This is a genomic window from Streptomyces hyaluromycini (assembly GCF_002217755.1).
Classification (GTDB): Bacteria; Actinomycetota; Actinomycetes; order Streptomycetales; family Streptomycetaceae; genus Streptomyces; species Streptomyces hyaluromycini.
Genome location: NZ_BCFL01000027.1, coordinates 194,963 through 216,401, shown reverse-complemented (window position 1 = coordinate 216,401; position 21,439 = coordinate 194,963). Strand labels below are relative to the sequence as shown.

Sequence of the window (21,439 nt, the reverse complement as noted above, 5' to 3'; positions counted from 1 at the left end):
GGGAATTCGACATGACCGACTCGAACGTCACCCGTCGGCGCGTGCTGGTACTGGGAGGTCTGACGCTGGGCGTCGGCGCCGTCACGTTCGCCGGTCCGGGCCCGGCGTGGGCCGGCACCGCGGCCGCCGGTGTGGAACTGGTCCCGGTCGCCGCGAGCCCGGTCGCCGTCCTCGCGAAAGTCGGCACCGAACCGGCCGCGTTCCCCAGACAACTCGCGGTCCAGGTGCAGCACTCCGGTACGGATCTGCCTGCCGGGACGCAGGTCGCCATCAGCTACGACCCCCGGGTCTACGCCCCGCTGCCCAGCGCGGTGGCCACCGTCGGCACCCGGCGGCTGCGCACGACGAGCACCATCGCCACCGACCCCAAGACCCTGGTCACCACCTGCACGATCACTCTGGCCGAGGCGCTCCCGGCGGGCAGCGACCCGGTGGTCGTCGTGGGGACCGCGTCTCCCGTGCTGTACCCCCGCGACCTCGTCGCCGGACCTGCGGACGCCACTGCGGCCGTGGGCCACAAGGACACGAAGCCGGGCGGTCGGCGGAGCCTCCGGCCCAGTCGTCCGCACGCCTTCGGCGGAGCCGCCACACCGTGGGGCCTGGAGGTGAGCGGCGTGTGGAACCGCTACGAGTGGGCCGACGGCAAGCGTTGGTACTACTACCCCACGCGGATCACGCTGAGCAGCGTCGGACCGGGCACGACCCCGGTGGCCGCGTCCTTCTCCGTCGCGCTGGACCCCCAGGTCGTCTCGGACGTCGAAATCGTCGGCGCCCGGCTCAACGACAAGAGGCACGACGCGGGAGTGCGGCTCCTCTCGGACACCCGGACCGCGTCGCTGTTCGAGACCCGGTGGGTCACGAGAGTGAAGCTCAAGGCCGGCGACCGGCTCGACCTGGAACTGGAGGTGAAGACCCGCAGGCCGACGGGCGACCTGCCGACCGTCAAGCACCCGACGGTAAACTTGATTGACATGGGCAACCACGTTTCCCAGCGGCTGACCGGCCGCACCACGATGTCGCGGAGCGATTCCACATGGGCGTAGTCCCCGACTATGTGTTCATCCTGCCGGCGGTGATCCTCGTGGGATGGATCGCGTCCTGGTGGGCAACCCGGCGCATCCGGTGGGTCGGGTTGTCCAGCGCGGCCGTGGTCTCCGTGCTCTGCCTCGTCATCGGCTGGAACGCGATGGGGCCACGGACGGACCCGCGGACCCTCGGCTGTTCACCGGCCTTCGAGTGCACGGACCTGCGCTCGGTCTATGTCATCGCGGCCGGCCTGCTCGGCGTCCTGTGCTGCCTGGCGTTGGTGGTCCTGACGCTCGTGGGTGAGCTCGTCGTCCATGTCAGCCGGAAGGCCTCGGCCTGACCAGGAGTGAGGAGTGGCCTGGCCGGACGGGTGCGTGGCCCAGGGCAGGGCAGAGAGGGACCGAGGTACGACCGGCGGCCGGAGAGCAGGTTCGCTTCTTCGGCCGCCGGGCCGGACTACGCCGTGTACGCCACGAACCGGTTCGCCGTCTCCGCCAGCACCTCGCGGCCGTCCCTCGCCCACAGCCCGTCGTTGAACAGCTCGACCTCGATGGGACCGGTGTAGCCGGCCGCCTCCACGTACCCCTTCCACTCGCGCATGTCGATCGCGCCGTCGCCGATCTGGCCGCGGCCGTTGAGGACGCCCTCCGGCAACGGGGTGGTCCAGTCGGCGAGTTGGAAGGTGTGGATACGGCCGCCCGCACCGGCCCGGGCGATCTGCTCGGGCGCCCGGTCGTCCCACCAGATGTGATACGTGTCGACCGTGACGCCGACCTGGTGGGCCGGGAAGCGTTCCGCGAGGTCCAGCGCCTGGGCGAGGGTGGAGACCACGCAGCGGTCGGAGGCGAACATCGGGTGCAGGGGCTCGATGGCCAGGCGGACGCCGTGCTGTTCGGCGTAGGGGCCGAGTTCGGCGAGGGCGTCGGCGATCCGCTCCCGGGCGCCGTGCAGGTCCTTGGAGCCGGCCGGCAGGCCGCCGGAGACCAGGACCAGGGTGTCCGTGCCGAGGGTCGCGGCCTCCTCGACCGCCCGCCGGTTGTCGGCGAGCGCGGCGGCGCGCTCGTCCGGGTCGATGGCCGTGAAGAAGCCGCCGCGGCACAGGGTGGTGACGGTCAGGCCCGCCTCGCGGACCAGCTTGGCGGTCGCGTCGACGCCGTAGGACTGCACCGGCTCGCGCCACAGGCCGACGCCCGGCACGCCCAGTTCCAGGCAGGCGTCGGCCAGTTCGGGCAGCGACAGCTGTTTGACGGTCATCTGGTTGATGGAGAAACGGGACAGGTCGCCGGTCACTGGTTCACTCCGTACAGGGCGAGGAGGGTCTTCATACGGTCCTCGGCCAGCTTCGGGTCGGGGAACAGGCCCAGGCCGTCGGCGAGTTCGTAGGCGCGCGCGAAGTGCGGCAGGGAGCGCGCCGACTGCAGGCCGCCGACCATCGTGAAGTGGGACTGGTGGCCGGCCAGCCAGGCCAGGAAGACCACGCCCGTCTTGTAGAAGCGGGTGGGGGTCTGGAAGAGGTGCCGGGAGAGCTCCACGGTGGGGTCCAGGAGGCCGCGGAAGCCCGCCGTGTCACCGGTGTCCAGGACCCGGACCGCCTCCGCCGCCAGCGGCCCCAGCGGGTCGAAGATGCCGAGCAGGGCGTGGCTGAAGCCCTGCTCGTCGCCCGCGATCAGCTCGGGGTAGTTGAAGTCGTCGCCGGTGTAGCAGCGGACGCCCTGCGGGAGGCGGCGGCGCAGGTCGACCTCGCGCTGCGCGTCCAGCAGGGAGACCTTGATGCCGTCGACCTTGTCGGGGTGGGCGGCGATGACCTCCAGGAAGGTGTCGGTGGCCGTGTCGAGGTCGGCCGAGCCCCAGTAGCCCGCCAGCGCCGGGTCGAACATCGGGCCCAGCCAGTGCAGGACCACCGGCTCGGCGGACTGGCGCAGCAGGTGGCCGTAGACGTCGAGGTAGTCCTCGGGGCCGGAGGCGGCCGCCGCGAGCGCCCGGGAGGCCATCAGGATGGCCTGGGCGCCCGACTCCTCGACGAGCGCGAGCTGCTCCTCGTACGCGGCCCGGATCTCGGCCAGGGAGCCGCCGGTGATCTGGTCCGTCCCCACACCGCAGGCGATCGCGCCGCCGACGGCGCGGGCCTCGGCGGCGCTGCGGCGGATCAGCTCGGCCGCGCCCGCCCAGTCCAGGCCCATGCCGCGCTGGGCGGTGTCCATCGCCTCGGCGACACCCAGGCCGTGCGACCACAGGTGGCGGCGGAAGGCGAGGGTGGCGTCCCAGTCGACGGCGGCGGGCGCGTCGGGGTTCGTGTCCGCGAAGGGGTCGGCGACGACGTGCGCCGCCGAGAAGACCGTACGGGAGGTGAAGGGGGTGCCCGGGGTGAGGGCGGACGGCTCGGTGCGGGGTTCGTACGCCCGCACCGACCCGTCCGCGGCGGGAAGGTGGATGGTCACAGTTCGATCTCCGGTACGTCGATGCGGCGGCCCTCCGTCGACGACCTCAGGCCCAGCTCGGCGAGCTGGACGCCGCGGGCGCCGGCCAGCAGGTCCCAGTGGTAGGGGGCGTCGGCGTAGACGTGCTTGAGGAACAGCTCCCACTGGGCCTTGAAGCCGTTGTCGAACTCGGTGTTGTCGGGGATCTCCTGCCACTGCTCGCGGAAGGCGTAGGTGGCCGGGATGTCCGGGTTCCAGACCGGCTTGGGAGTCGCGCTGCGGTGCTGGACACGGCAGTTCCGCAGGCCGGCGACCGCTGAGCCTTCGGTGCCGTCCACCTGGAACTCGACCAGTTCGTCACGGTTGACGCGGACCGCCCAGGAGGAGTTGATCTGGGCGACGGCGCCGCCGTCGAGCTCGAAGACGCCGTACGCGGCGTCGTCCGCCGTCGCGTCGTAGGGCTTGCCGTTCTCGTCCCAGCGCTGCGGGATGTGGGTGGCGGTGAGGGCCTGGACGGACTTCACGCGGCCGAACAGCTCGTGCAGGACGTACTCCCAGTGCGGGAACATGTCGACGACGATGCCGCCGCCGTCCTCCGCTCGGTAGTTCCAGGACGGGCGCTGCGCCTCCTGCCAGTCGCCCTCGAAGACCCAGTAGCCGAACTCGCCGCGGACCGACAGGATCCGGCCGAAGAAGCCGCCGTCGATGAGCCGCTTCAGCTTCAGCAGGCCGGGCAGGAAGATCTTGTCCTGGACGACGCCGGACTTGACGCCCTTGGCCTGCGCGAGCCGGGCCAGCTCCAGGGCGCCCTCCAGGGAGGTGGCCGTCGGCTTCTCGGTGTAGATGTGCTTCCCGGCCGCGATGGCCTGCTGGAGGGCCTCCTCGCGGGCCGAGGTGACCTGGGAGTCGAAGTAGATGTCGATGGTGGGGTCGGCGAGCACGGCCGACAGGTCCGTCGAGATGTGCTCGGCGGACAGACCGTGGCGGTCGGCGATCTCGCGGAGCGCGTGCTCGCGGCGGCCGACGAGGACCGGTTCCGGCCACAGCACCGTGCCGTCGCCGAGGTCGAGTCCGCCCTGCTCGCGCAGGGCGAGGATCGAGCGGACGAGGTGCTGGCGGTAGCCCATGCGCCCGGTGACGCCGTTCATGGCGATACGCACCGTCTTGCGGTTCACGTGTTTCCCTTCGTCCGCGTGCGTCTCAGCAACGCAGCAAGCGCTTTCTATACGGTCAGAAGCTAGCCTTTGAACCCAGGTCTGTACAAGACCGTGATGGGGTCGAGTTGTTCGAGGGGGCGAACGACAGGAGTGAATGGCCTTATGGTCTGCACGGCAAGGGGGCTTCCTGTGAGCTGGCTGTTGATCGGCCTGTGTACAACGGCGTACGACGAGATGCGCGACCGGAGGACGACGAGATGACGGTGACCCTGGCGGACGTGGCGGCCCGCGCCCAGGTCTCGCCCGCGACGGTGTCGCGCGTACTGAACGGCAACTACCCCGTGGCGGCGACCACCCGGGAACGGGTGCTGCGGGCGGTGGACGAGCTGGACTACGTCCTCAACGGGCCGGCGAGCGCGCTCGCGGCGGCCACCTCCGACCTGGTCGGCATCCTCGTCAACGACATCGCCGACCCGTTCTTCGGGATCATGGCGAGCGCGATCCAGGCCGAGATCGGCGGTCCGGGCGGGCGCGCGGGCGGCGAGCGGCTGGCGGTGACCTGCAACACCGGGGGGTCGCCGGAGCGGGAGCTGACGTACCTGACCCTGCTGCAGCGGCAGCGGGCGGCGGCGGTGATCCTGACCGGCGGCGCGATGGAGAACGCGCCGCACGCGGCGGCGGTGGCGGCGAAGCTGCGCAAGCTGGCAGATGCCGGGACCCGGGTGGTGCTGTGCGGGCGGCCGCCGGCGCCGGACACCGACGCGGTGGCGCTGACCTTCGACAACCGCGGGGGCGGCAAGCAGCTGACCGAGCATCTCATCGGGCTCGGCCACCGGCGGCTCGGCTACATCGCGGGACCCGAGGAGCGCACGACCACCCGGCACCGCCTGGAGGGCCACCGGGCCGCGCTGGCCGAGGCCGGCATCGAGGAGGACCCGCGCTGGACCGTGCACGGGCGGTACGACCGCAGGGCGGGGTACGAGGCGACGCTGGAGCTGCTGCGCCGGGACCCGACGCTCACCGCGGTGGTGGCGGCGAACGACTCGGTCGCGCTGGGCGCGTGCGCGGCGCTGCGGGAGTCGGGGCTGCGGATCCCGGCGGACGTGTCGGTGGCCGGCTTCGACGACCTGCCGTTCAGCATCGACGCGGTGCCGTCGCTGACGACGGTGCGGCTGCCGCTGGCGGAGGCGGGGGCACGGGCCGGCCGCATCGCCATGGGCCGCGAGGAGCCGCCGCCGGGCGGGATCGCGACGGTTCGGGGGGAGCTGATGGTGCGGGGGTCCTCGGGAGTGCCGCGCACCTGACCACCCACCGGCGACGAGAACCCCGACAGCGGGGGGCGCGGCTCAGGTGCCCCCGACCAGTCCTCGCCCTCGTCCCGACTGTCGTGTTTCGGCTGCGGGTGTTCGGGGGGTGCTCGCGCAGTTCCCCGCGCCCCTTAGGGGCGCTGGGGGTACCCCCGGCCGAAGGCTGGGGGAGGAACTGCGCGACAAGCCCCCACCGGCCCGCAGCCGACCGACCACCGTCAGGCCCCTGTGCCTCTTCGCCCCAGCAGCGGCTCAGCTGGATCACGAGGCGTGTCTGGTAGCGCCAGGAGGGCTGGTGGCCGCCCCGACGGACCGCCATAAGTGCAGTCCGGCCGGGCCCCGCCAGGGTCTGGACGCAGTTGATGCAGAGGTTTCGATACGGGGGTTTTCGACGCACGGATCCGGGTGCCCGAGAGTCGGGCACCCGGATCCGTCCTTTGCTGTCAGGGAGTGTCACTCACCGGCCGCCGCCACCGCCGCCGTGGCCACCGCCACCGCCGCCGCCGTGACCGCCGCCGCCATAGCCGCCGCCACCGTCACCGCCGCCACCGTGACCACCGTCACCGCCGCCACCGTGACCGCCGCCGCCATAGCCGCCGCCACCGTCACCGCCGCCACCGTGACCGCCGTAGCCGCCGCCGTAGCCGTTGTCGCCCCAGCCGCCCCAGCCGCCCCAGCCGCCATGGCCGTAGCCGTCGTCGCCCCAGCCGCCGTAGCCGCCGCCCCCGTGACCGCCGCCGTAGCCGCCGCCACCGTGACCGCCGCCGTAGCCGCCGCCACCGTGACCGCCGCCGCCGTAGCCTCCGCCGCCATGGCCGCCACCGCCGCCGCCGTGGCCACCGCCACCGCCGCCGTGACCGCCGCCGCCACCGCCGTTGTCCTGGTAGGAGACGACGTGGCCAGGCGCCGCGTGGGTGGCCGCGCTGGCAACTCCGGCTCCGGCGGCGAGCGCCAGAATGGGTGCCGAAATCGCAGCGATGGCGACCCTCTTCATACGTGTGGTGTGCGCGCGCATGGTTTCGCCCCTCTCCGAGGGTGTGGTTGTCTTACCGACGGCCGCCGCCTCAAGGGGGCCGCCCTGCGTGCGCTCCAGAGCCTGCGCGCAGCCCTGAGCGCGTCCGCCGCCCGCGATGCCGCTTCTCCGCACCCGTCCGGGCTCTCCGGCGGACCACGTCACGTCCTCGTTGAAACGGACATAAGTGACGTTCGTGTATAAACCTACGGCGCTGGCGCGACGAAGTCAAAAGCAGGACCTGGCCCAGGCAAAAAGAACAAGTAAAGCCTGTGAAGCCGCCGTTCAGGCCGACGCCTTCCGACCGGGCGGGGTGGCGGGATAGCCTCGGAGGCGCGGTATCTCTGACTCAGTCAACCATCAGGGGCCAGCCATGACCGTCCAGGACATCCGCGCCTTCAACCGCTTCTACACCAACCTCATCGGCGCCCTCGACTACGGCCGCCACCTCTACGCCCCGTACACCCTCACCGAGGCCCGCGTGCTGTACGAGCTCGCGCACTCCGCCGACACCGACGCGGCCGACCTGCGGTCCGATCTCGCACTGGACGCCGGGTACTTGAGCCGGATCCTCAACAAGTTCGAGGAGGCCGGGCTGATCGAGCGCGCCCCCTCGGAGAAGGACCCGCGGCGGCGGCGCGTCTCGCTCACCCCGGGCGGCCGGGCCGCCGCCGGGCTGCTGGACGAGCGGGCCCGGGAATCGGTCGGCTCGCTGCTGAGCGCCGTGGACCCCGGCGAGCGGCCGCGCCTCGCCGAGGCCATGCGCACCATCCGCACGATCCTCGGCGACGGGCACGCCCCCGAGGGCTCCGGCGAGGTCGTGCTGCGCGAGCCGCACCCCGGCGACCTGGGCTGGATCGTGCAGCGCAACGCCGCCCTGTACGCCGCCGAGTACGGCTGGAACGCCGACTACGAGGGCCTCGTCGCCCGGATCGTCGCCGACTACGCCGGGGACCACGACCCGCACCTGGAGCGGACCTGGATCGCCGAGTGGGCCGGGCGGCCGGTGGGCTGCGTGATGTGCGTACGGGACGACGCCCCGGGCACCGCACGGCTGCGGCTGCTGCTCGTCGAACCGGAGGCCCGCGGGCTCGGCGTCGGCGACCGGCTGGTCACCGCCGTGACCGACTTCGCGCGCGGGGTCGGCTACCGGGAGCTGGTGCTGTGGACCAACGACGTCCTGTCCGCCGCCCGCCGCATCTACCAGCGGCACGGCTTCGTCCTCACCGCCGAGAAACCGCACCGCTCCTTCGGCAAGGACCTGGTCGGCCAGGACTGGCGACTGGACCTGCACGGAACCGGTGAGTGAGAAGTAGGTTGGTGGGTATGAGGTTCGCCTTCTCCACCCTCGGAGTTCCCGGTCTGCCGGTGCCGGACGTGCTGGCGCTCGCCACGGACCACGGCTACCACGGCGTGGAGCTGCGCGCCCATCCCGAGGAGCCCGTGCACCCCGGCCTCGGCCCGGCCGCGCGGGCCGATGTGGCCGCCGAGTTCAAGGCGGCCGGGGTGGAGGTGCTGGGCGTCGCCGGGTACGCGCGGGTCGCGGCGCCCGGCGAGGACGCCCCGGTCCTCGACGAGACGCGCCGACTCCTCCAGCTCGCCCATGACTTGGGCGCCTCCTACGTGCGGGTCTTCCCGGGCGCCGACCCTGACCTGCCGGCCGCCGAGTCCGACGCGATCGCCGCCCGGCGGCTCGGCACGGTCGCCGAGGACGCCTCCGCGCTCGGCGTGCGGGTCCTGCTGGAGACCCATGACTCGCACCGCACCGGCGCCGCCGCGATCCGGGTCCTCGGCCCGGTCGGTCACCGCATGGTCGGCTCGCTCTGGGACGTCATGCACACCTGGCTGGGCGGCGAGCAGCCCGCCGAGAGCTACGCGGCGCTCGCCCCGTACCTCGGCTATGTCCAGGTCAAGGACATCGCGTCGGCCGACGACACCACCCCGCTGGCGCTGGGCGCCGGGATCCTGCCCCTGTCCGAGTGCGTGGAGGTGCTCTCCCGGCACGGCTGGGACGGCTGGCTGTGCTGGGAGTACGAGAAACGCTGGTACGAGGCGGCGGCCCCGCTGCCCGGACTGCTGGCGGCGGGGCGGGAACACCTGGCCCGGCTGCTCAACGACTCGGCGTGAGCGGGATTCCCCACCCAGCGGCCAGCTCCCCGAACGCCTCGTGGAAGCCCGGGAACGTCTTCTTCACGCATCCCGGGTCGTCGAAGGAGATCCCCGGTGTGCGCAGGCCGGTCACCGCGAACGACATCACGACGCGGTGATCGCCGAAGGTCTTGATCTCGGCCGGGGCGGGGGTGCCGGGCCGGATCTCGATCCAGTCCTCGCCCGTGGCGACCTCGATGCCCAGCCGGCGCAGGTTCTCCGCGCAGGCGTCGAGCCGGTCGCACTCCTTCACGCGGGTGTTGGCCACGTCCTCGATGCGGACGGGACCGTTCGCGAAGGGGGCGATGGCCGCGAGGGTCGGCATGGTGTCGGAGATGTCCCGCATGGCGACGGTCAGACCGCGCAGTGAGCCGGTGCCGCGCACGGTCGTACCGGCTTCGGCGATCTCCACCTCCGCGCCCATCCGCCGCAGCACGTCCACGAACCCCAGGTCGCCCTGGAGCGCGCCCCGCCCGAGCCCCGGCACGGTGACCTCACGGCCCGTCACGGCCGCCGCGGCGAAGAAGTAACTGGCCGTGGAGGCGTCGGGCTCGACGGCGTAGGTGGTGGCCCGGTAGCCGCCGGCGGGGACCACGAAGACCTCGCCCTCCCTGGCCACCTCCACCCCGAACGACCGCATCATCGCGATCGTGATCTCCACGTACGGCGCGGACACCAGGTCCGTCACCCGGATCCGCAGGCCCTTGCGGGTGAGCGGGCCGAGCAGCAGCAGGGCGGTGAGGTACTGCGAGGACTGCCCGGCGTCGAGCGTCACCTCGCCGCCCTCGACCCCGGCCGCCTCGATGCGCAGCGGGTGGTGGCCCTCCGCCGCCTCGTGGCGCAGGTCGACACCGAGGTCGCGCAGGGCGCGGGTGAGCGGGGCGAGGGGGCGGCGGCGCATCTGCTCGGAGGCGTCGAAGCGGTAGCTGCCGTGGCCGGCCGCGGCGAGGGTGGGCAGGAAGCGGGCGGTGGTGGCGCCGTCCCGGCAGTAGACCTCGGCCTCGGGCAGCGCGGGGCCCTGCGGGCGGCCGTCCACCTGCCAGGTGTCGGGGGTACGGCCGACGCGGTAGCCGAGCCGGGCCAGGCCCTCGGCGAAGCCCTCGGTGTCGTCGGAGCGGAGGGGGCGGACGAGGGTGGTGACTCCGTCGGCGGCGGCCGCGAGGAAGAGGGCGCGGGCGGTGACGGACTTGGAACCGGGGATGTCGACGAGGGGCATGCCGCCATGATCGCCGGTCGGGGGTTTCGGGTGGGGCGTGTTTCCAATGGGTGGAACAGGTGGATCGGTGTGTGCGGGCCGGTGGGGGTTGCTCGCGCAGTTCCCCGCGCCCCTTACAGGGCGCTCCTGACGGGGCGCTCCTCCTGACGGGGCGCGTCACATTCGTCCCGTCAGTCCGTCTTCTCTCGACTTCCGGGAATTCCCGTCCGTACGGGAACCCGCTCTCTCCCCCGCCCGTCCAACACGCAGGCTGCCGGAAGAGTCTCCGTGGTGTGGTGTCGGCCCTCGCTGCTGGCTGCGATCGCTGACCTACCCTCTCCGCCGCACCACGGCCGTCGGCCCGCCGCCATCGACGTGCCCCCCTCCAATGCGCCGATGGCGGCCCCTTTCTGGTTACTGTGCATTCCCCACCAAAAGGAGTGCACATGCCCTCCAGACGCACCGTTCTCACCGCGACCGCGGGCGTCACCGCGGGACTCGCTGTCGGCACCGGCGCGCACGCCCTCGGCTCCGACGACACGAACTCCGAGGACAAGAACGCCGACGACAAGAAGCTCCGGGCGCTCATCGCGCGCATGACGCTCGCGGAGAAGGTCGGTCAGCTGTTCGTGATGCGGGTCTACGGGCACTCGGCCACCGACCCCGACCAGGCCGACATCGACGCCAACCTCAAGGAGATCGGCGTCCGCACCGCCGCCGAGCTGATCGCGAAGTACCGCGTCGGCGGGATCATCTACTTCACCTGGACGCACAACACCCGGGACCCGCGGCAGATCGCCGAGCTGTCGAACGGGATCCAGCGCGCCTCGCTGGCGCAGCCGCGCGGTCTGCCCGTCCTGATCGCCACCGACCAGGAGCACGGCGCCGTCTGCCGGATCGGCAGGCCCGCCGCCCTCTTCCCGGGCGCCATGGCCATGGGGGCGGGCGGCTCCCGGACCGACGCCCGCACCCTCGGCCGGATCTCCGGCGCGGAGCTGCGCGCGATGGGCGTCCGGCAGGACTACTCCCCCGACGCCGACGTCAACGTGAACCCGGCCAACCCGATCATCGGCGTACGGTCCTTCGGGGCCGGTCCGGACGCGGTCGGGGCCCTGGTCGCCGCCGAGGTGCAGGGGTACCGGGACGCGGGCGTGGCGGCCACCGTCAAGCACTTCCCGGGACACGGCGACACCGCGGTCGACAGCCACACCGGCTTCCCGGTGATCACGCACAGCCGGGAGCTGTGGGAGAAGCTGGACGCGGTCCCGTTCCGGGCGGCGATCGCGGCCGGCGTCGACTCGGTCATGACCGCGCACATCCAGTTCCCGGCCCTGGACGGCGCCGGCGACCCGGCCACCCTCTCGCACCCCGTCCTCACCGGCATCCTGCGCGGCGAACTCGGCTACGACGGGGTCGTGGTGACCGACTCCCTGGGCATGGCGGGGGTCCGCACGAAGTACGGCGACGACCGGGTCCCCGTGCTCGCGCTGAAGGCCGGCGCCGACCAGCTCCTCGACCCGCCCGCCCCGGACGTCGCCTGGAACGCCGTTCTGAAGGCCGTGCAGGGCGGCGAGCTGACCGAGTCCCGGCTGGACGAGTCGATCCTCCGGATCCTGCGGCTGAAGTCCCGGCTGGGGCTGCTCGACCGGCCGTACGTGCAGACGAAGGACGTCGGCCGGGTGGTCGGCACGGCGCAGCACCTCGCCGCCGCCGACCGGATCGCCGAGCGCACCACCACCCTGCTGGTCAACGAGGGCGGACTGCTCCCGCTGTCCCGCCGTACGCACGGCAAGGTGCTGGTCGTCGGCGCCGACCCGGCCTCCCCGTCCGGTACGACGGGACCGCCGACCGGCGTGCTCGCCACCGCCCTCACCGAACTCGGCTTCACCGCGACCGCGTTGTCCACGGGTACGGACCCCTCCGCCGCCGACGTCGGCAAGGCGGTCGCGGCGGCGCAGGGGGCGGACGCGGTGGTGGTCGGGACGTACAACGTGACGGCGGGCGGCGGACAGCAGCAACTGGTGGAACGGCTGGTCGCGACCGGCCGCCCGGTGGTGGCGGTGGCGGTGCGCAATCCGTACGATGTCGCCCAACTCCCCACCGTGAAAGCCTGCTTGGCGACCTACTCGTGGACCGACGTCGAACTGCGGGCCGCGGCGCGGGTGATCGCGGGCACGGCGGCACCGCACGGCAGGCTCCCGGTGCCGGTGCAGCGGGCGGACGATCCGGCACAGGTGCTGTATCCGATCGGCCACGGGCTGACGTACTAGACGTACGTCACGGAACGGGGCGTAACACCCACATCAGGCGGAAAGCCTCCCGGACAGCTGGCATGGACCGTGATCGCGGGCCACGCTGGCAGGGGGGTCGGTATGCGCAGCAGGCGTTTTGCGGGGGTTCTGGTGACGCTGGCCGTCGTGCTGCTGCCGGCCGGCTGCCGGACGTCCTCGTCCGGGGCGCCGGCGGGCAGCGCCCGGTCGACGGCGAGCCCGACGCCGTCCGGGTACGGCACGCAGTTCCTCGCGGTCGGTGAGTGCAGCTCGTTCGGGACCGCCAGCTTCACCGAGGTGCCCTGCACCGGCGAACGGGCGGCGGCCCGGGTGATCGCCCGGTACGACGGTGCCGTGGCCGACGGTCCGCTGTGCCCGGCCACCACCGACTTCGTGCTGCACATAGGCGCCCAGCGCACCACCGGCGACGAGGACGGCGACGGAACGATCCCGCAGGGCTACGCCTGCATGCGCAACCTGGAGCCGCCGCACCCCGGTGACCCCGGCGGGGGCGGCGGGCCGCGCACGATCGTCGGCGACTGCGTCTACGGCTCGGGCCGCGGCCAGGTCCGGGAGACCGCCTGCGACGGCTCGGGGAAGCAGCAGCCGCAGTACCGGGTGGTGCGGGCGGTGACCTCGCGGGACGCGTGCCCGGCGGCCACCGCCCTGTACGTCCAGCTCGGCGGGGAGCACCCGGTGGGCTGCGCCCGCCGCGTGTGAACGCTCCATGTCGGCGGCGGCCGGAGCCGGGTTTCCGGCCCTAAGGTGGGCCGATGCGTGCGGAGATCGGGCTCAAGGAGGTGGCCGAGCGGGCCGGGGTGTCCATGCGGACCGTGTCCAACGTGGTCCGGGACACCGGGCGCTTCTCGGAGGCCACCCGCGCCCGGGTGCTGCGCGCGTCGGGTTCGACGACGTCGAGGCGACCCGGTACACCGCGCCCCCGCTGACCACGGTGGCGCCGGACAAACGGGAGCTGGCGCGGGTGGCGGTGCGGGCGTTGCTGCGGCGGATAGAGGGCGCGGCGGACCGGGAGCCGACGGTGCTCACGGTGGGGCACCGGCTGGTCGTACGGGACAGCGGCTGACGGCCCGGGGACCGGCGGGACCGGGCACGGCCCACGCGCGGTTCACCAGAAGCGCGGCTGGGCGGGGATGGTCTCCAGGTCGCTGAGGAGCAGTTCGCGGTCCTCGTCCTCGGCGATGTCCTCCGCGGCGGCCAGCGCCTGCTCGGTCCAGCCGCGGGCCTGCTCCCGGTCGCCGGCCACCGCGTGGGCGCGGGCCAGGGACTCGTAGGCGTAGGCGAGGTCCCAGTCCCCGATGCCGTGCGCCCGGCACAGCTCCAGGCCGCGCCGGGCGTGGTGGAGAGCGGGTTCGGCGCGTCCCAGCACCGAGTAGACGCGCGAGCACTGCCACTCGCCGCGGCTGAGGTTCACCGGGGCGCCGACCTGGCCCCAGTGGTGGCGCGAGGCGTGCGCCATGTGCAGCATCCGGTCGTCGTCCTCGACGCCGCGGTCCTCCTTCTCCAGCAGCCGCCAGACCCCGTTGAACAGGTCGACGGCCAGCCGCCGCTCGTCGGCCACGGCACCTTCGGTGCGCTGCTGCGCGTCCTCGTCGGTCATCGCCGGGATGACTCCTTCCTCGATGAGATGTCCGGTGCGGTGCAGGTCCCCGCGGACCCGGTCCAGGCGGGCCTGGAGCCGTCCCCGGTGCCGGATCAGGACCTGCCGGATCGCGGCCGTGTCGTCCGGCGCGGCGAGGCAGGCGCGGATCTGCTCCAGCGGTACGTCGACCGAGCGCAGCACCCGCACCAGCCGTGCGGCCGCGACCTGCTCGGTGCCGTAGCGCCGGTAACCGGTGCCGGGATCGACCGCGGCGGGCACCAGCAGCCCGATCCGGTCGTAGTGCCGCAGCGCCTTCGCGGTCAGGCCGGCACGGCGTGCCAGCTGACCGACCGTGATCAGCTCAGGTCCGTCCGCCATGCTCCGAACCTAGATCCTTGCCCCGCGGGAACCTCAAGCGCAGCGCCGGGGACCAGGGCCCGGGTGCCGCGGTCCGGACCCCTCAGCCCCGGACCGCCCCCGCCGTCAGGCCCGAGACGAAATGCTTCTGCAGCAGCACGTACACGATCACCACCGGCGCCGACGCGATCACCACGCCCGCGAACAGCAGCGGGTACTGCGTCAGGAACTCCCCCTGGAAGTTCAGCAGCGCCAGGGGCAGCGTGCGGTGCTCCTGGGAGCGGATGAACAGCAGCGGATACAGCAGGCCGTTCCAGTCCATGACGAAGAGGAAGATGGCCGTCGTCGCCAGCGCCGGGCGGGTCAGCGGGACGGCGATCGAGCGGAAGGCCCGCAGCGGGCCCGCGCCGTCCAGTTCGGCCGCCTCGTACAACTCCCTTGGTATCGACTGGAGTCCGGCGATGAAGACGACCATCATCTGGCCGGCTGCAACCACACCTGGGTCAGCGCCGGCCAGAAGACCGCCGTGCGCGGGTTGCCGAGGTAGACGGACGGGGGTCTCGCAGGGTGGGACGAGGGTGCACAAGTCCCCGACGTCCGGCGAATTCTGATGCAGGATCAGATGTGCACGGGGAAGGCCGCCTGGAAGGCCAGGCGAGGGGCGGCGGCCGCCCCGATCCGGGTGAGCAGGTCGTCGAGCGCGAGGTACTCCTCCCAGGGCTCCCGTCGCGTCGCGTCCGCCAGTGCCCTGACGACCCTGTCCTCAAGGCCGGCGACGCGCTTGTCCTTCCACACCTTGTCGGCCGTGCTGACCAGGAGGTCCTCGATCGTCACCGCGGGGTTGTCCCAGTCCGCGTGGGTGGCGGCGAACCGGGCCAGTGCGGGCCGGAAGCCGCGGCTCAGCAACAGGTCACGACCGGCGGCCTCGTGGGCCGAGCCGGGCCCGGCGAGTTCCTCGGGATGGCGGACCTTGCCCACGTCGTGGGTGGCCGCGCCGAAGAGGACGGCGTCGCGGTCCACGGCCAGGTCCGGGTACCGGTCCCGCACCCAGTCGACCAGGTCGACCGCGACGTCGTGAACCGCCCGCAGGTGCGCCGCCAGCCGAGGCGGGGCGCTCAGCGAACGCAGCAGTTCCGCCACCACGGGCGGCAGCGGCCGCAGCGGGGGCTCGCCCGGCGCGTCCAGGGCACGCGTCAACAAATCCGCAGGCGTCGCGGTCATCCGGCGGACATCACCCGCACCATGCCCGCGTCACCATGACTCGGCCTGCCGGAACAGCATGATCGCCTCGGCGAAGAACCAGACACAGAACACCAGACACGCACCCCACAGCCCCCACAGGACCCAGCGGACCTCTCGTCGTATGCGCACAGGCGGTTCATCCCCCCTCAGCAGAGGATCCAGCCCGAGCTCACCGAGCTCCGCCCCACCGCGCCCTTCACCCACACGCACCGGTGACCCGCGTGGACCGTGACCGGGCCCGCGCGGTGGCTGTACTTGCCCTTGTCGACGACCGGGCGGTTGCCGCGGGCCTGGACGCTGACGGACATCATCCGTCTGCCGCCGGACTCCTTGGGGAGGGTGATCGCGCAGACGTAGCCGCCCTGCCGGTAGACGTGCACGGTGCCGGTGTCGAAGGACAGGGTCCGCACCTCGCGTCCGGCGCAGTTCGCGGCCGTCACGGCCTGGGCCTCGGCCGGTGCCACGAGGGCGAGCGCCCCGGAGGCGGCCAGCACGGCCACACCGAGCGCCAGCCGCCGCCGTATCGCACCACTGTCCACAGTCGTCCCCTCCCGTACCGCAGCTGTGCACCAGCCATGACCGTACTGATGTACGGACGCCCGACGTATGTCGGATGGTTGCACGGCCGTCAGGTACGCGAATCCACCGCCCCTATGCGACGGCGTCGGCGAAGACCGCGCTCGCCGCGTGAATTCAGGGACGGGCTCACCGTGATGAGCCCAGGGGGCTGCCGCGGGCCCGCGGCCGTGCCCTCTTCGCACGGTCGTATCGGATCAGGACGCGGCGAGGCGGGCCATGACGGCGTCGAGGGCGAGGCCGAGGGTGAACTCGAACTCCGCGTCGCTGTCGAAGCGAGCGAGGTCGGCGGCGGCTTCGGCGACGCGGGGAAGGCCTGACCGCTCCAGCACGGCCTGGCGCTGTGCGATGCCGGAAGCGTCGGTCACGCCGTACGTGGGCCCCGCGTGCACCTCGCGGAGCAGGGTGCCGATCAGCGTGGCGACCAGGCTGCGCAGTATCGAGACGGCCTCGCGCCGCGGACAGCCCGTGGCGCGGAGGGCGGCGAGGACGGCGTCGACCGGGGCGAGCCCCTCGAACGACGCGAGCTGGCGGGTGAGGACGAGCTGCGCCGCCTGGGGGTGGGCGAGGGCGCGGTCGCGGAAGGCGTGCCCGATGGCACGCAGGTCGCCGCGCACGTCTCCGGTGGGCTCGGGCAGGCGCATCGACCCGAGGATCTGTTCGGCCACCGCGTCGAGAAGGCCGTCCTTGCCGGCGACGTGGTTGTAGAGGCTCTTCGGGTCGACGCCGAGGACGCGGGCGACCGAGCGCATGGAGACCGCGTCGATGCCGTCCAGGTCGATGACCTCAAGGGTGGCCTTGACGATCACGTCGCGGTTCAGCAGCGGCGCCCCCTTGGGCGGGCGACCCCGTCGGGGCTCTCGTGTCTCGGTCATCACACCATGATGCCCGCCGTTGAATTAATCCACGCCGTGGGTATATTTGCCTCAGCCCAGTTAATACCCACGGCGTGGGTAAAGAGGGAAGGAGCGGCGATGCGATTTCCGTGGGGCCCCGGTGACGTGGCCGACCTGCCGACGGTCGGCGCCGGCATCGACACCCTGTCCGACCTGTCGAGGTCGGCCGAGCCGCCGGGCGTCCGGTTGCGGACGGCTCGTGCCCAGGCCAGGGCGTTCCGTGCCGAGTTCGCCCTGACAGGTACGCCGGACACCGTCGTCACCTGCGATCTGGTCACGTTGCCCTACCCCACGCGGTTCGGCCTGTTCCGCGCGTCGCGCGCGATCGCCCCGTTCCTGTCGATCACCAACCGCATGCTCGTCATCCGGTGGCGGGACAGCGACGGTCGCCCGCGGGTGCTGCTCTTCGAGCCGAGCGACGTCGAACTGGGCCGCTACACGCCCTACTTCGACAACCTCGCCCGGAAGACGCCGGGCGTCCTCGAACGGCGGATGGTCCGGGAGCACGGCACGGTGCTGGGGCACCTCGCCCGGCTCGGCATCCGGCCGGGCGACGTCGACTACCTGATGTTCGACCACCTGCACACGCAGGACCTGCGCCGCTGGGTGGGTACGACCGCCCACCAGGACGATCTCGACGCCCGCCCGCGGGCCGCGTTTCCCCGCGCCAAGGTCGTCGTCCAGCGGGACGAGCTCGCCGGCATGGCCGAGCTGCACCCGCTACAGAGGCCCTGGTACCAGCCGGACACCTACCGCGACGTCCCGCCCGAGGCGTTCCTGCCGATCGACGGTTCGATCGTCCTCGGTCCGGGCGTGGCCGTGGTCAAGACGCCGGGCCACGTCTTCGGCAACCAGAGCCTCGTCGTCAACACGTCGACCGGCATCTGGGTCAGCAGCGAGAACGTCATCGCCGCCGAGGCCCTCACCCCCGAGCACTCCCGGCTGCCGGGCCTCGCCAAGTGGGCGCGGGGGTGGCAGCAGGAGGTGGTGCTCAACGCCAACACGATCGAGACCACCGCCGACCAGTACAACTCGACCGTCCTGGAGAAGACGTTGGCCGACCGCAGCCAGGCCGACCCGCGCTTCCTGCAGTTCTTCCCCTCCAGCGAGCTGACCGGCGCCTGGACGAACCCCGGCACGACGCCGACGTTCAGCCACGGTCACATCACCCACGGCGTCCAGCCGGTCTGAGGAAGCCACCATGTCGCGATTCACCCTGCCGTCCGAGCCCGTGCTGCGCGCCCGCGAGAAGCTCGTGCTCGACCACTTCCAGGACGAGGTCCGCCAGGACTGGGACGCCACGCTGTCGACGTTCCCGCATCCGCACTACGAACTGATCGCCCAGATGACCGTCCACGACGGCGACGGAGAGGTGCGCGAGTACTACCAGGACACCCGCGTGGCCTTCCCCGACCAGGATCACGAGATCATCGCGTTCCGGCACAGCGTCGACGCCGTGATCGTGGAGTTCTGGCTGCTGGGCACCCACGACGGGCCGCTCGGCAGGATCCCCCGGACCGGATCGAAGCACCGCACCCGTATGACGGCGTACTTCATCTTCGACGAGCACGAGAACCTCGTCACCGAGCGGATCTACTTCGACCGGCTCACCATTCTCAGGCAGCTGATCGGCGGCGTCGACAAGCGCAGCCCGGGTGGCCTGCTCACGCTTCTCCGCATCCTCAGGGGACTCCTCTCGATGTCCGGTGCCGCCCCCGACCCGCGGCTGCTCACGACCACGCCGCCCGACTTCGTCCGTTGACGACCACCGACCAGAGGAGATCTCCGATGACCTCGACGACCACCATGACGACTCCGGCCACCATGCGCGCACTCATCGGCGGCAAGGGAGCCGACTGGAGCCTCGAAGAGACCGAACTGCCCGCACAACTGGGAGCCCTCCGGATCCAGGTCCACGCGGCCGGTCTGAACCGGGCCGACCTCTACGCTCTCGAAGGCACCTACGCCGCCAACTCACAGGGCGAGGGGCCGTTCACCGCCGGCATGGAGGTCGCGGGCGTCGTCGAGACCGGGAGCCTGCTGGCACCCCACCTGCCCGCCGGAACCCGGGTCATGGGCATCACGGTCGGCGCGTTCGCCGACTACGCCCTGTGCCATCCACGACTGGTCGTCCCGATCCCGGACCGGCTCGGGTTCGAGGAGGCCGCGACCCTCCCCGTCGGTCTCGTCACCGAGCACGACGCACTGGTCACCCAGGCCGGGTTCACCGCGGGCAAGTCCGTTCTGGTCGTCGGCGGCACCAGCTCGATCGGCCTGATCGGCATCCAGCTCGCCAAGGCGCTCGGAGCGGGCACCGTCGTCGCCACGACGACCAGCGACGCCAAGCGGGCCGCCCTGCTGGACGTCGGCGCGGACGTCGCCGTGAACACCGCGACCGAGGACCTCGCCGCCGCGGTCCTCGCCGCCACGGACGGGCGGGGCGCCGACGTCACCCTCGACCACGTCGGCGGAGCCCTGTTCGCCGTGCTCCCGGCGGCCACCGCGGTCGGCGGCACCATCATGAGCATCGGGCGGCTCGCCGGACCCGCGACCGCCCTCGATCTGGACACCGTCGCCTTCCGCCGCCAGAAGCTGATCGGCACCACCTTCAGCATCCGTACCCGTGCCGAACTCGGCGAGGTGGTCGCGGCGTTGGGCGAGCACGTGCTGCCCGCGGTCGCCGACGGAAGGATCGCCCCCTGCCTGGACACCGTCCACCCGGTGTCCAGGGCCCACGAGGCTGCCCGCCGGCTGCGCGCCGGCGACGCCACCGGAAAGATCGTGCTCTCCTTCGCCGACGCCCACACCGGACCGGCGCCCGCCCCCGGCACGGTGGCGAACATGTTCGGCAGCATCGCGCAGATCGGCTACGTCGTCCGCGACATCCACGCGTCGATGGAGAACTTCACCAGGGCGGGCATCGGCCCGTGGTTCCACCTCAAGGGCGTCAGGCCCGGAGACTTCACCTACCAGGGCAAGCTCTCCGACCTGGTCATGGACGTGGCCGTCGCCAACAGCGGCGACATCCAGATCGAGCTCATCACCCCGGTCAACGACGCGCCCTCGATGTACCGGGACTTCCTCGCCGCCGGCAACGAAGGTGTGCAGCACATCGCCTACTGGAGCGAGAACTACCAGGACCTCTACGACCGTGCCCGCGCCGCCGGATTCACCGTCGGGCAGGAGGGCCGGATCGGCGGAGCCGACGGACGGTTCGCCTATCTGCAGACCGAGCACCACCCCGGCACCGTCATCGAGATCTCCGATGCCGGCGGCACCAAGAAGTTCGTCTTCGACCTGATCAGGCTGGCCGCCGCCCACTGGGACGGCACCAACCCGGTCCAGGAGATCGACGCCGGCCTCATCGGCGGCGATCCCGCTGCCATGACCGCGATGATGGAGGCGTTCGGATGAAGGTCCACCACCTGAACTGCGGCACCATGCGTCCCTGGGGCGCACCCGAGGGGCTGGTCTGCCACGTTCTGCTCGTCGAGACCGGCACCGGACTGGCCCTCGTCGACACCGGTCTCGGTCTTCTCGACAGGGCCGCACCCGGCCGGCGGTTCGGACCGGCCCGGCACTTCGTGCGCCCCGCGTTCGAGGAGTCCGAGACGGCCGTACGGCAGGTCGAGAGGCTCGGCCTCGACCCGAAGGACGTCCGCGACATCGTGCTCACCCACTTCGACGCCGACCACGTCGGCGGGCTGGCCGACTTCCCCTGGGCACGCGTCCACCTCACCGACGCCGAGGCCACCGCGGCGCTCCACCCGGCCACCCGCGTCGAGAAAGGGCGGTACAGGCCCGCGCAGCGCGCCCATGCTCCGACGCTCGTCCGCCACCACCCCGAGACGGGCGAGGCCTGGCGCGGGTTCGCGGCCGCCACCGAGCTCACCGGGATCTCGCCCGGCATCGTGCTGATCGGCCTGCCCGGACACACCCGCGGGCACGCCGCGATCGCCGTCGACACCGGCGACCACTGGGTGCTCCACGCCGGCGACGCGTTCTACCACCACGGCCAGGTCGACGGCGTAGGCAAGGTGCCGAAGTCGCTGCTCGCCATGGAACGTGCCGTCGCCCACGACTGGCGCAGAGTGCGGGCCAACCACGAGCGGCTCGCCGAACTGCGGCAGGCCGCCGACCACGACCTCCTGCTCGTCAACGCCCACGACCCGGGCCTCCTCGCCTCGGCCCGGGCCCGTGCGGGCTCCTCGTGACGGTGGCCGTCAGGGGCCGGTC

23 protein-coding genes are annotated in these 21,439 nt (G+C 72.3%); 13 read left to right on the top strand and 10 right to left on the bottom strand.

Features of this window, described 5'->3' with window-relative positions:
* The first annotated feature begins 11 nt into the window (after positions 1-11).
* Complete coding sequence (locus SSP29_RS36755; RefSeq protein WP_089105245.1) at positions 12-1,043, top strand: hypothetical protein; 1,032 nt, start codon at positions 12-14, stop codon at positions 1,041-1,043.
* Positions 1,034-1,366 (top strand): hypothetical protein, encoded by a 333-nt coding sequence (locus SSP29_RS36750; protein WP_089105244.1) that lies wholly within the window; start codon positions 1,034-1,036, stop codon positions 1,364-1,366. Before SSP29_RS36755 ends, SSP29_RS36750 begins: the two co-directional genes overlap by 10 nt.
* Positions 1,367-1,482: 116 nt before the next feature.
* Here SSP29_RS36750 and SSP29_RS36745 read toward each other — a convergent pair whose 3' ends face one another.
* The 3 genes from SSP29_RS36745 to SSP29_RS36735 are packed head-to-tail and all read right to left on the bottom strand — an operon-like array spanning position 1,483 to position 4,618.
* Positions 1,483-2,280, bottom strand: coding sequence for a sugar phosphate isomerase/epimerase family protein (locus SSP29_RS36745; RefSeq protein WP_089105364.1), 798 nt, complete (start codon positions 2,278-2,280; stop codon positions 1,483-1,485).
* Between the two features lie 32 nt (positions 2,281-2,312).
* Entirely contained in the window at positions 2,313-3,464 is a 1,152-nt protein-coding gene (locus SSP29_RS36740; RefSeq protein ID WP_089105243.1) for a dihydrodipicolinate synthase family protein, read from the bottom strand.
* The gene (locus SSP29_RS36735) at positions 3,461-4,618 is read right to left on the bottom strand and encodes a Gfo/Idh/MocA family protein (protein ID WP_089105242.1); all 1,158 of its coding nucleotides are present in this window, start codon (positions 4,616-4,618) and stop codon (positions 3,461-3,463) included. The genes SSP29_RS36740 and SSP29_RS36735 overlap by 4 nt, the downstream gene beginning before the upstream one ends.
* 239 nt (positions 4,619-4,857) lie before the next feature.
* On the opposite strand from SSP29_RS36735, the gene SSP29_RS36730 reads away from it, so the two are divergent.
* Complete coding sequence (locus SSP29_RS36730) at positions 4,858-5,904, top strand: LacI family DNA-binding transcriptional regulator (protein ID WP_089105241.1); 1,047 nt, start codon at positions 4,858-4,860, stop codon at positions 5,902-5,904.
* Positions 5,905-6,364: 460 nt separating this feature from the next.
* Here SSP29_RS36730 and SSP29_RS60310 read toward each other — a convergent pair whose 3' ends face one another.
* Positions 6,365-6,901 carry a hypothetical protein gene (locus SSP29_RS60310; protein ID WP_150135601.1) on the bottom strand — a complete coding sequence of 179 codons (537 nt, stop codon included), beginning with the start codon at positions 6,899-6,901 and terminating at the stop codon, positions 6,365-6,367.
* Between the two features lie 391 nt (positions 6,902-7,292).
* Here SSP29_RS60310 and SSP29_RS36725 point away from each other — a divergent pair, with 391 nt between their 5' ends.
* Positions 7,293-8,228, top strand: a complete 936-nt coding sequence (locus SSP29_RS36725; protein ID WP_089105240.1) for a bifunctional helix-turn-helix transcriptional regulator/GNAT family N-acetyltransferase — start codon at positions 7,293-7,295, stop codon at positions 8,226-8,228.
* Between the two features lie 17 nt (positions 8,229-8,245).
* Positions 8,246-9,046 carry a sugar phosphate isomerase/epimerase family protein gene (locus tag SSP29_RS36720; RefSeq protein WP_089105239.1) on the top strand — a complete coding sequence of 267 codons (801 nt, stop codon included), beginning with the start codon at positions 8,246-8,248 and terminating at the stop codon, positions 9,044-9,046.
* On the opposite strand, the gene aroA is transcribed toward SSP29_RS36720, so the two are convergent.
* Positions 9,030-10,283 carry a 3-phosphoshikimate 1-carboxyvinyltransferase gene (gene aroA / locus SSP29_RS36715; RefSeq protein ID WP_089105238.1) on the bottom strand — a complete coding sequence of 418 codons (1,254 nt, stop codon included), beginning with the start codon at positions 10,281-10,283 and terminating at the stop codon, positions 9,030-9,032. The genes SSP29_RS36720 and aroA overlap by 17 nt on opposite strands.
* Before the next feature lie 425 nt (positions 10,284-10,708).
* Between aroA and SSP29_RS36710 the strand changes: the two genes are divergently transcribed.
* The 4 genes from SSP29_RS36710 to SSP29_RS60300 all read left to right on the top strand — a co-directional run bounded on the left by SSP29_RS36710 (position 10,709) and on the right by SSP29_RS60300 (position 13,616).
* Complete coding sequence (locus SSP29_RS36710; protein WP_089105237.1) at positions 10,709-12,532, top strand: glycoside hydrolase family 3 protein; 1,824 nt, start codon at positions 10,709-10,711, stop codon at positions 12,530-12,532.
* 102 nt (positions 12,533-12,634) lie between these two features.
* The gene (locus SSP29_RS36705) at positions 12,635-13,252 is read left to right on the top strand and encodes a hypothetical protein (RefSeq protein ID WP_089105236.1); all 618 of its coding nucleotides are present in this window, start codon (positions 12,635-12,637) and stop codon (positions 13,250-13,252) included.
* A 53-nt stretch (positions 13,253-13,305) separates the two neighbouring features.
* Positions 13,306-13,479 carry a LacI family DNA-binding transcriptional regulator gene (locus SSP29_RS60305; RefSeq protein ID WP_150135600.1) on the top strand — a complete coding sequence of 58 codons (174 nt, stop codon included), beginning with the start codon at positions 13,306-13,308 and terminating at the stop codon, positions 13,477-13,479.
* 5 nt (positions 13,480-13,484) lie between these two features.
* Positions 13,485-13,616: a substrate-binding domain-containing protein gene (locus SSP29_RS60300; RefSeq protein ID WP_245883441.1), complete on the top strand. Its 132-nt coding sequence runs from the start codon at positions 13,485-13,487 to the stop codon at positions 13,614-13,616.
* A 42-nt stretch (positions 13,617-13,658) separates the two neighbouring features.
* Here SSP29_RS60300 and SSP29_RS36695 read toward each other — a convergent pair whose 3' ends face one another.
* From SSP29_RS36695 to SSP29_RS36675, 5 genes are all read right to left on the bottom strand, one after another.
* The gene (locus tag SSP29_RS36695; protein WP_089105234.1) at positions 13,659-14,510 is read right to left on the bottom strand and encodes a MerR family transcriptional regulator; all 852 of its coding nucleotides are present in this window, start codon (positions 14,508-14,510) and stop codon (positions 13,659-13,661) included.
* 82 nt (positions 14,511-14,592) lie between these two features.
* Positions 14,593-14,967 carry a carbohydrate ABC transporter permease gene (locus SSP29_RS36690; protein ID WP_150135599.1) on the bottom strand — a complete coding sequence of 125 codons (375 nt, stop codon included), beginning with the start codon at positions 14,965-14,967 and terminating at the stop codon, positions 14,593-14,595.
* 140 nt (positions 14,968-15,107) lie between these two features.
* Entirely contained in the window at positions 15,108-15,710 is a 603-nt protein-coding gene (locus SSP29_RS36685; RefSeq protein ID WP_089105233.1) for an HD domain-containing protein, read from the bottom strand.
* Positions 15,711-15,877: 167 nt separating this feature from the next.
* Positions 15,878-16,270 (bottom strand): hypothetical protein, encoded by a 393-nt coding sequence (locus tag SSP29_RS36680; RefSeq protein ID WP_089105232.1) that lies wholly within the window; start codon positions 16,268-16,270, stop codon positions 15,878-15,880.
* Positions 16,271-16,504: 234 nt separating this feature from the next.
* On the bottom strand, positions 16,505-17,182 hold the full coding sequence (locus tag SSP29_RS36675; RefSeq protein ID WP_089105231.1) for a TetR/AcrR family transcriptional regulator: 678 nt from the start codon (positions 17,180-17,182) through the stop codon (positions 16,505-16,507).
* A gap of 99 nt (positions 17,183-17,281) precedes the next feature.
* Between SSP29_RS36675 and SSP29_RS36670 the strand changes: the two genes are divergently transcribed.
* Genes SSP29_RS36670 through SSP29_RS36650 form a run of 4 tightly spaced genes read left to right on the top strand, consistent with a single transcriptional unit; the run spans position 17,282 to position 21,417 of the window.
* Positions 17,282-18,394: an MBL fold metallo-hydrolase gene (locus SSP29_RS36670; protein ID WP_089105230.1), complete on the top strand. Its 1,113-nt coding sequence runs from the start codon at positions 17,282-17,284 to the stop codon at positions 18,392-18,394.
* 10 nt (positions 18,395-18,404) lie between these two features.
* Positions 18,405-18,965, top strand: a complete 561-nt coding sequence (locus tag SSP29_RS36665) for an ester cyclase (RefSeq protein WP_089105229.1) — start codon at positions 18,405-18,407, stop codon at positions 18,963-18,965.
* A 26-nt stretch (positions 18,966-18,991) separates the two neighbouring features.
* Positions 18,992-20,617 (top strand): zinc-binding dehydrogenase, encoded by a 1,626-nt coding sequence (locus SSP29_RS59385; protein WP_150135598.1) that lies wholly within the window; start codon positions 18,992-18,994, stop codon positions 20,615-20,617.
* Positions 20,614-21,417, top strand: a complete 804-nt coding sequence (locus tag SSP29_RS36650) for an MBL fold metallo-hydrolase (protein ID WP_089105228.1) — start codon at positions 20,614-20,616, stop codon at positions 21,415-21,417. Before SSP29_RS59385 ends, SSP29_RS36650 begins: the two co-directional genes overlap by 4 nt.
* Positions 21,418-21,439 lie beyond the last annotated feature (22 nt).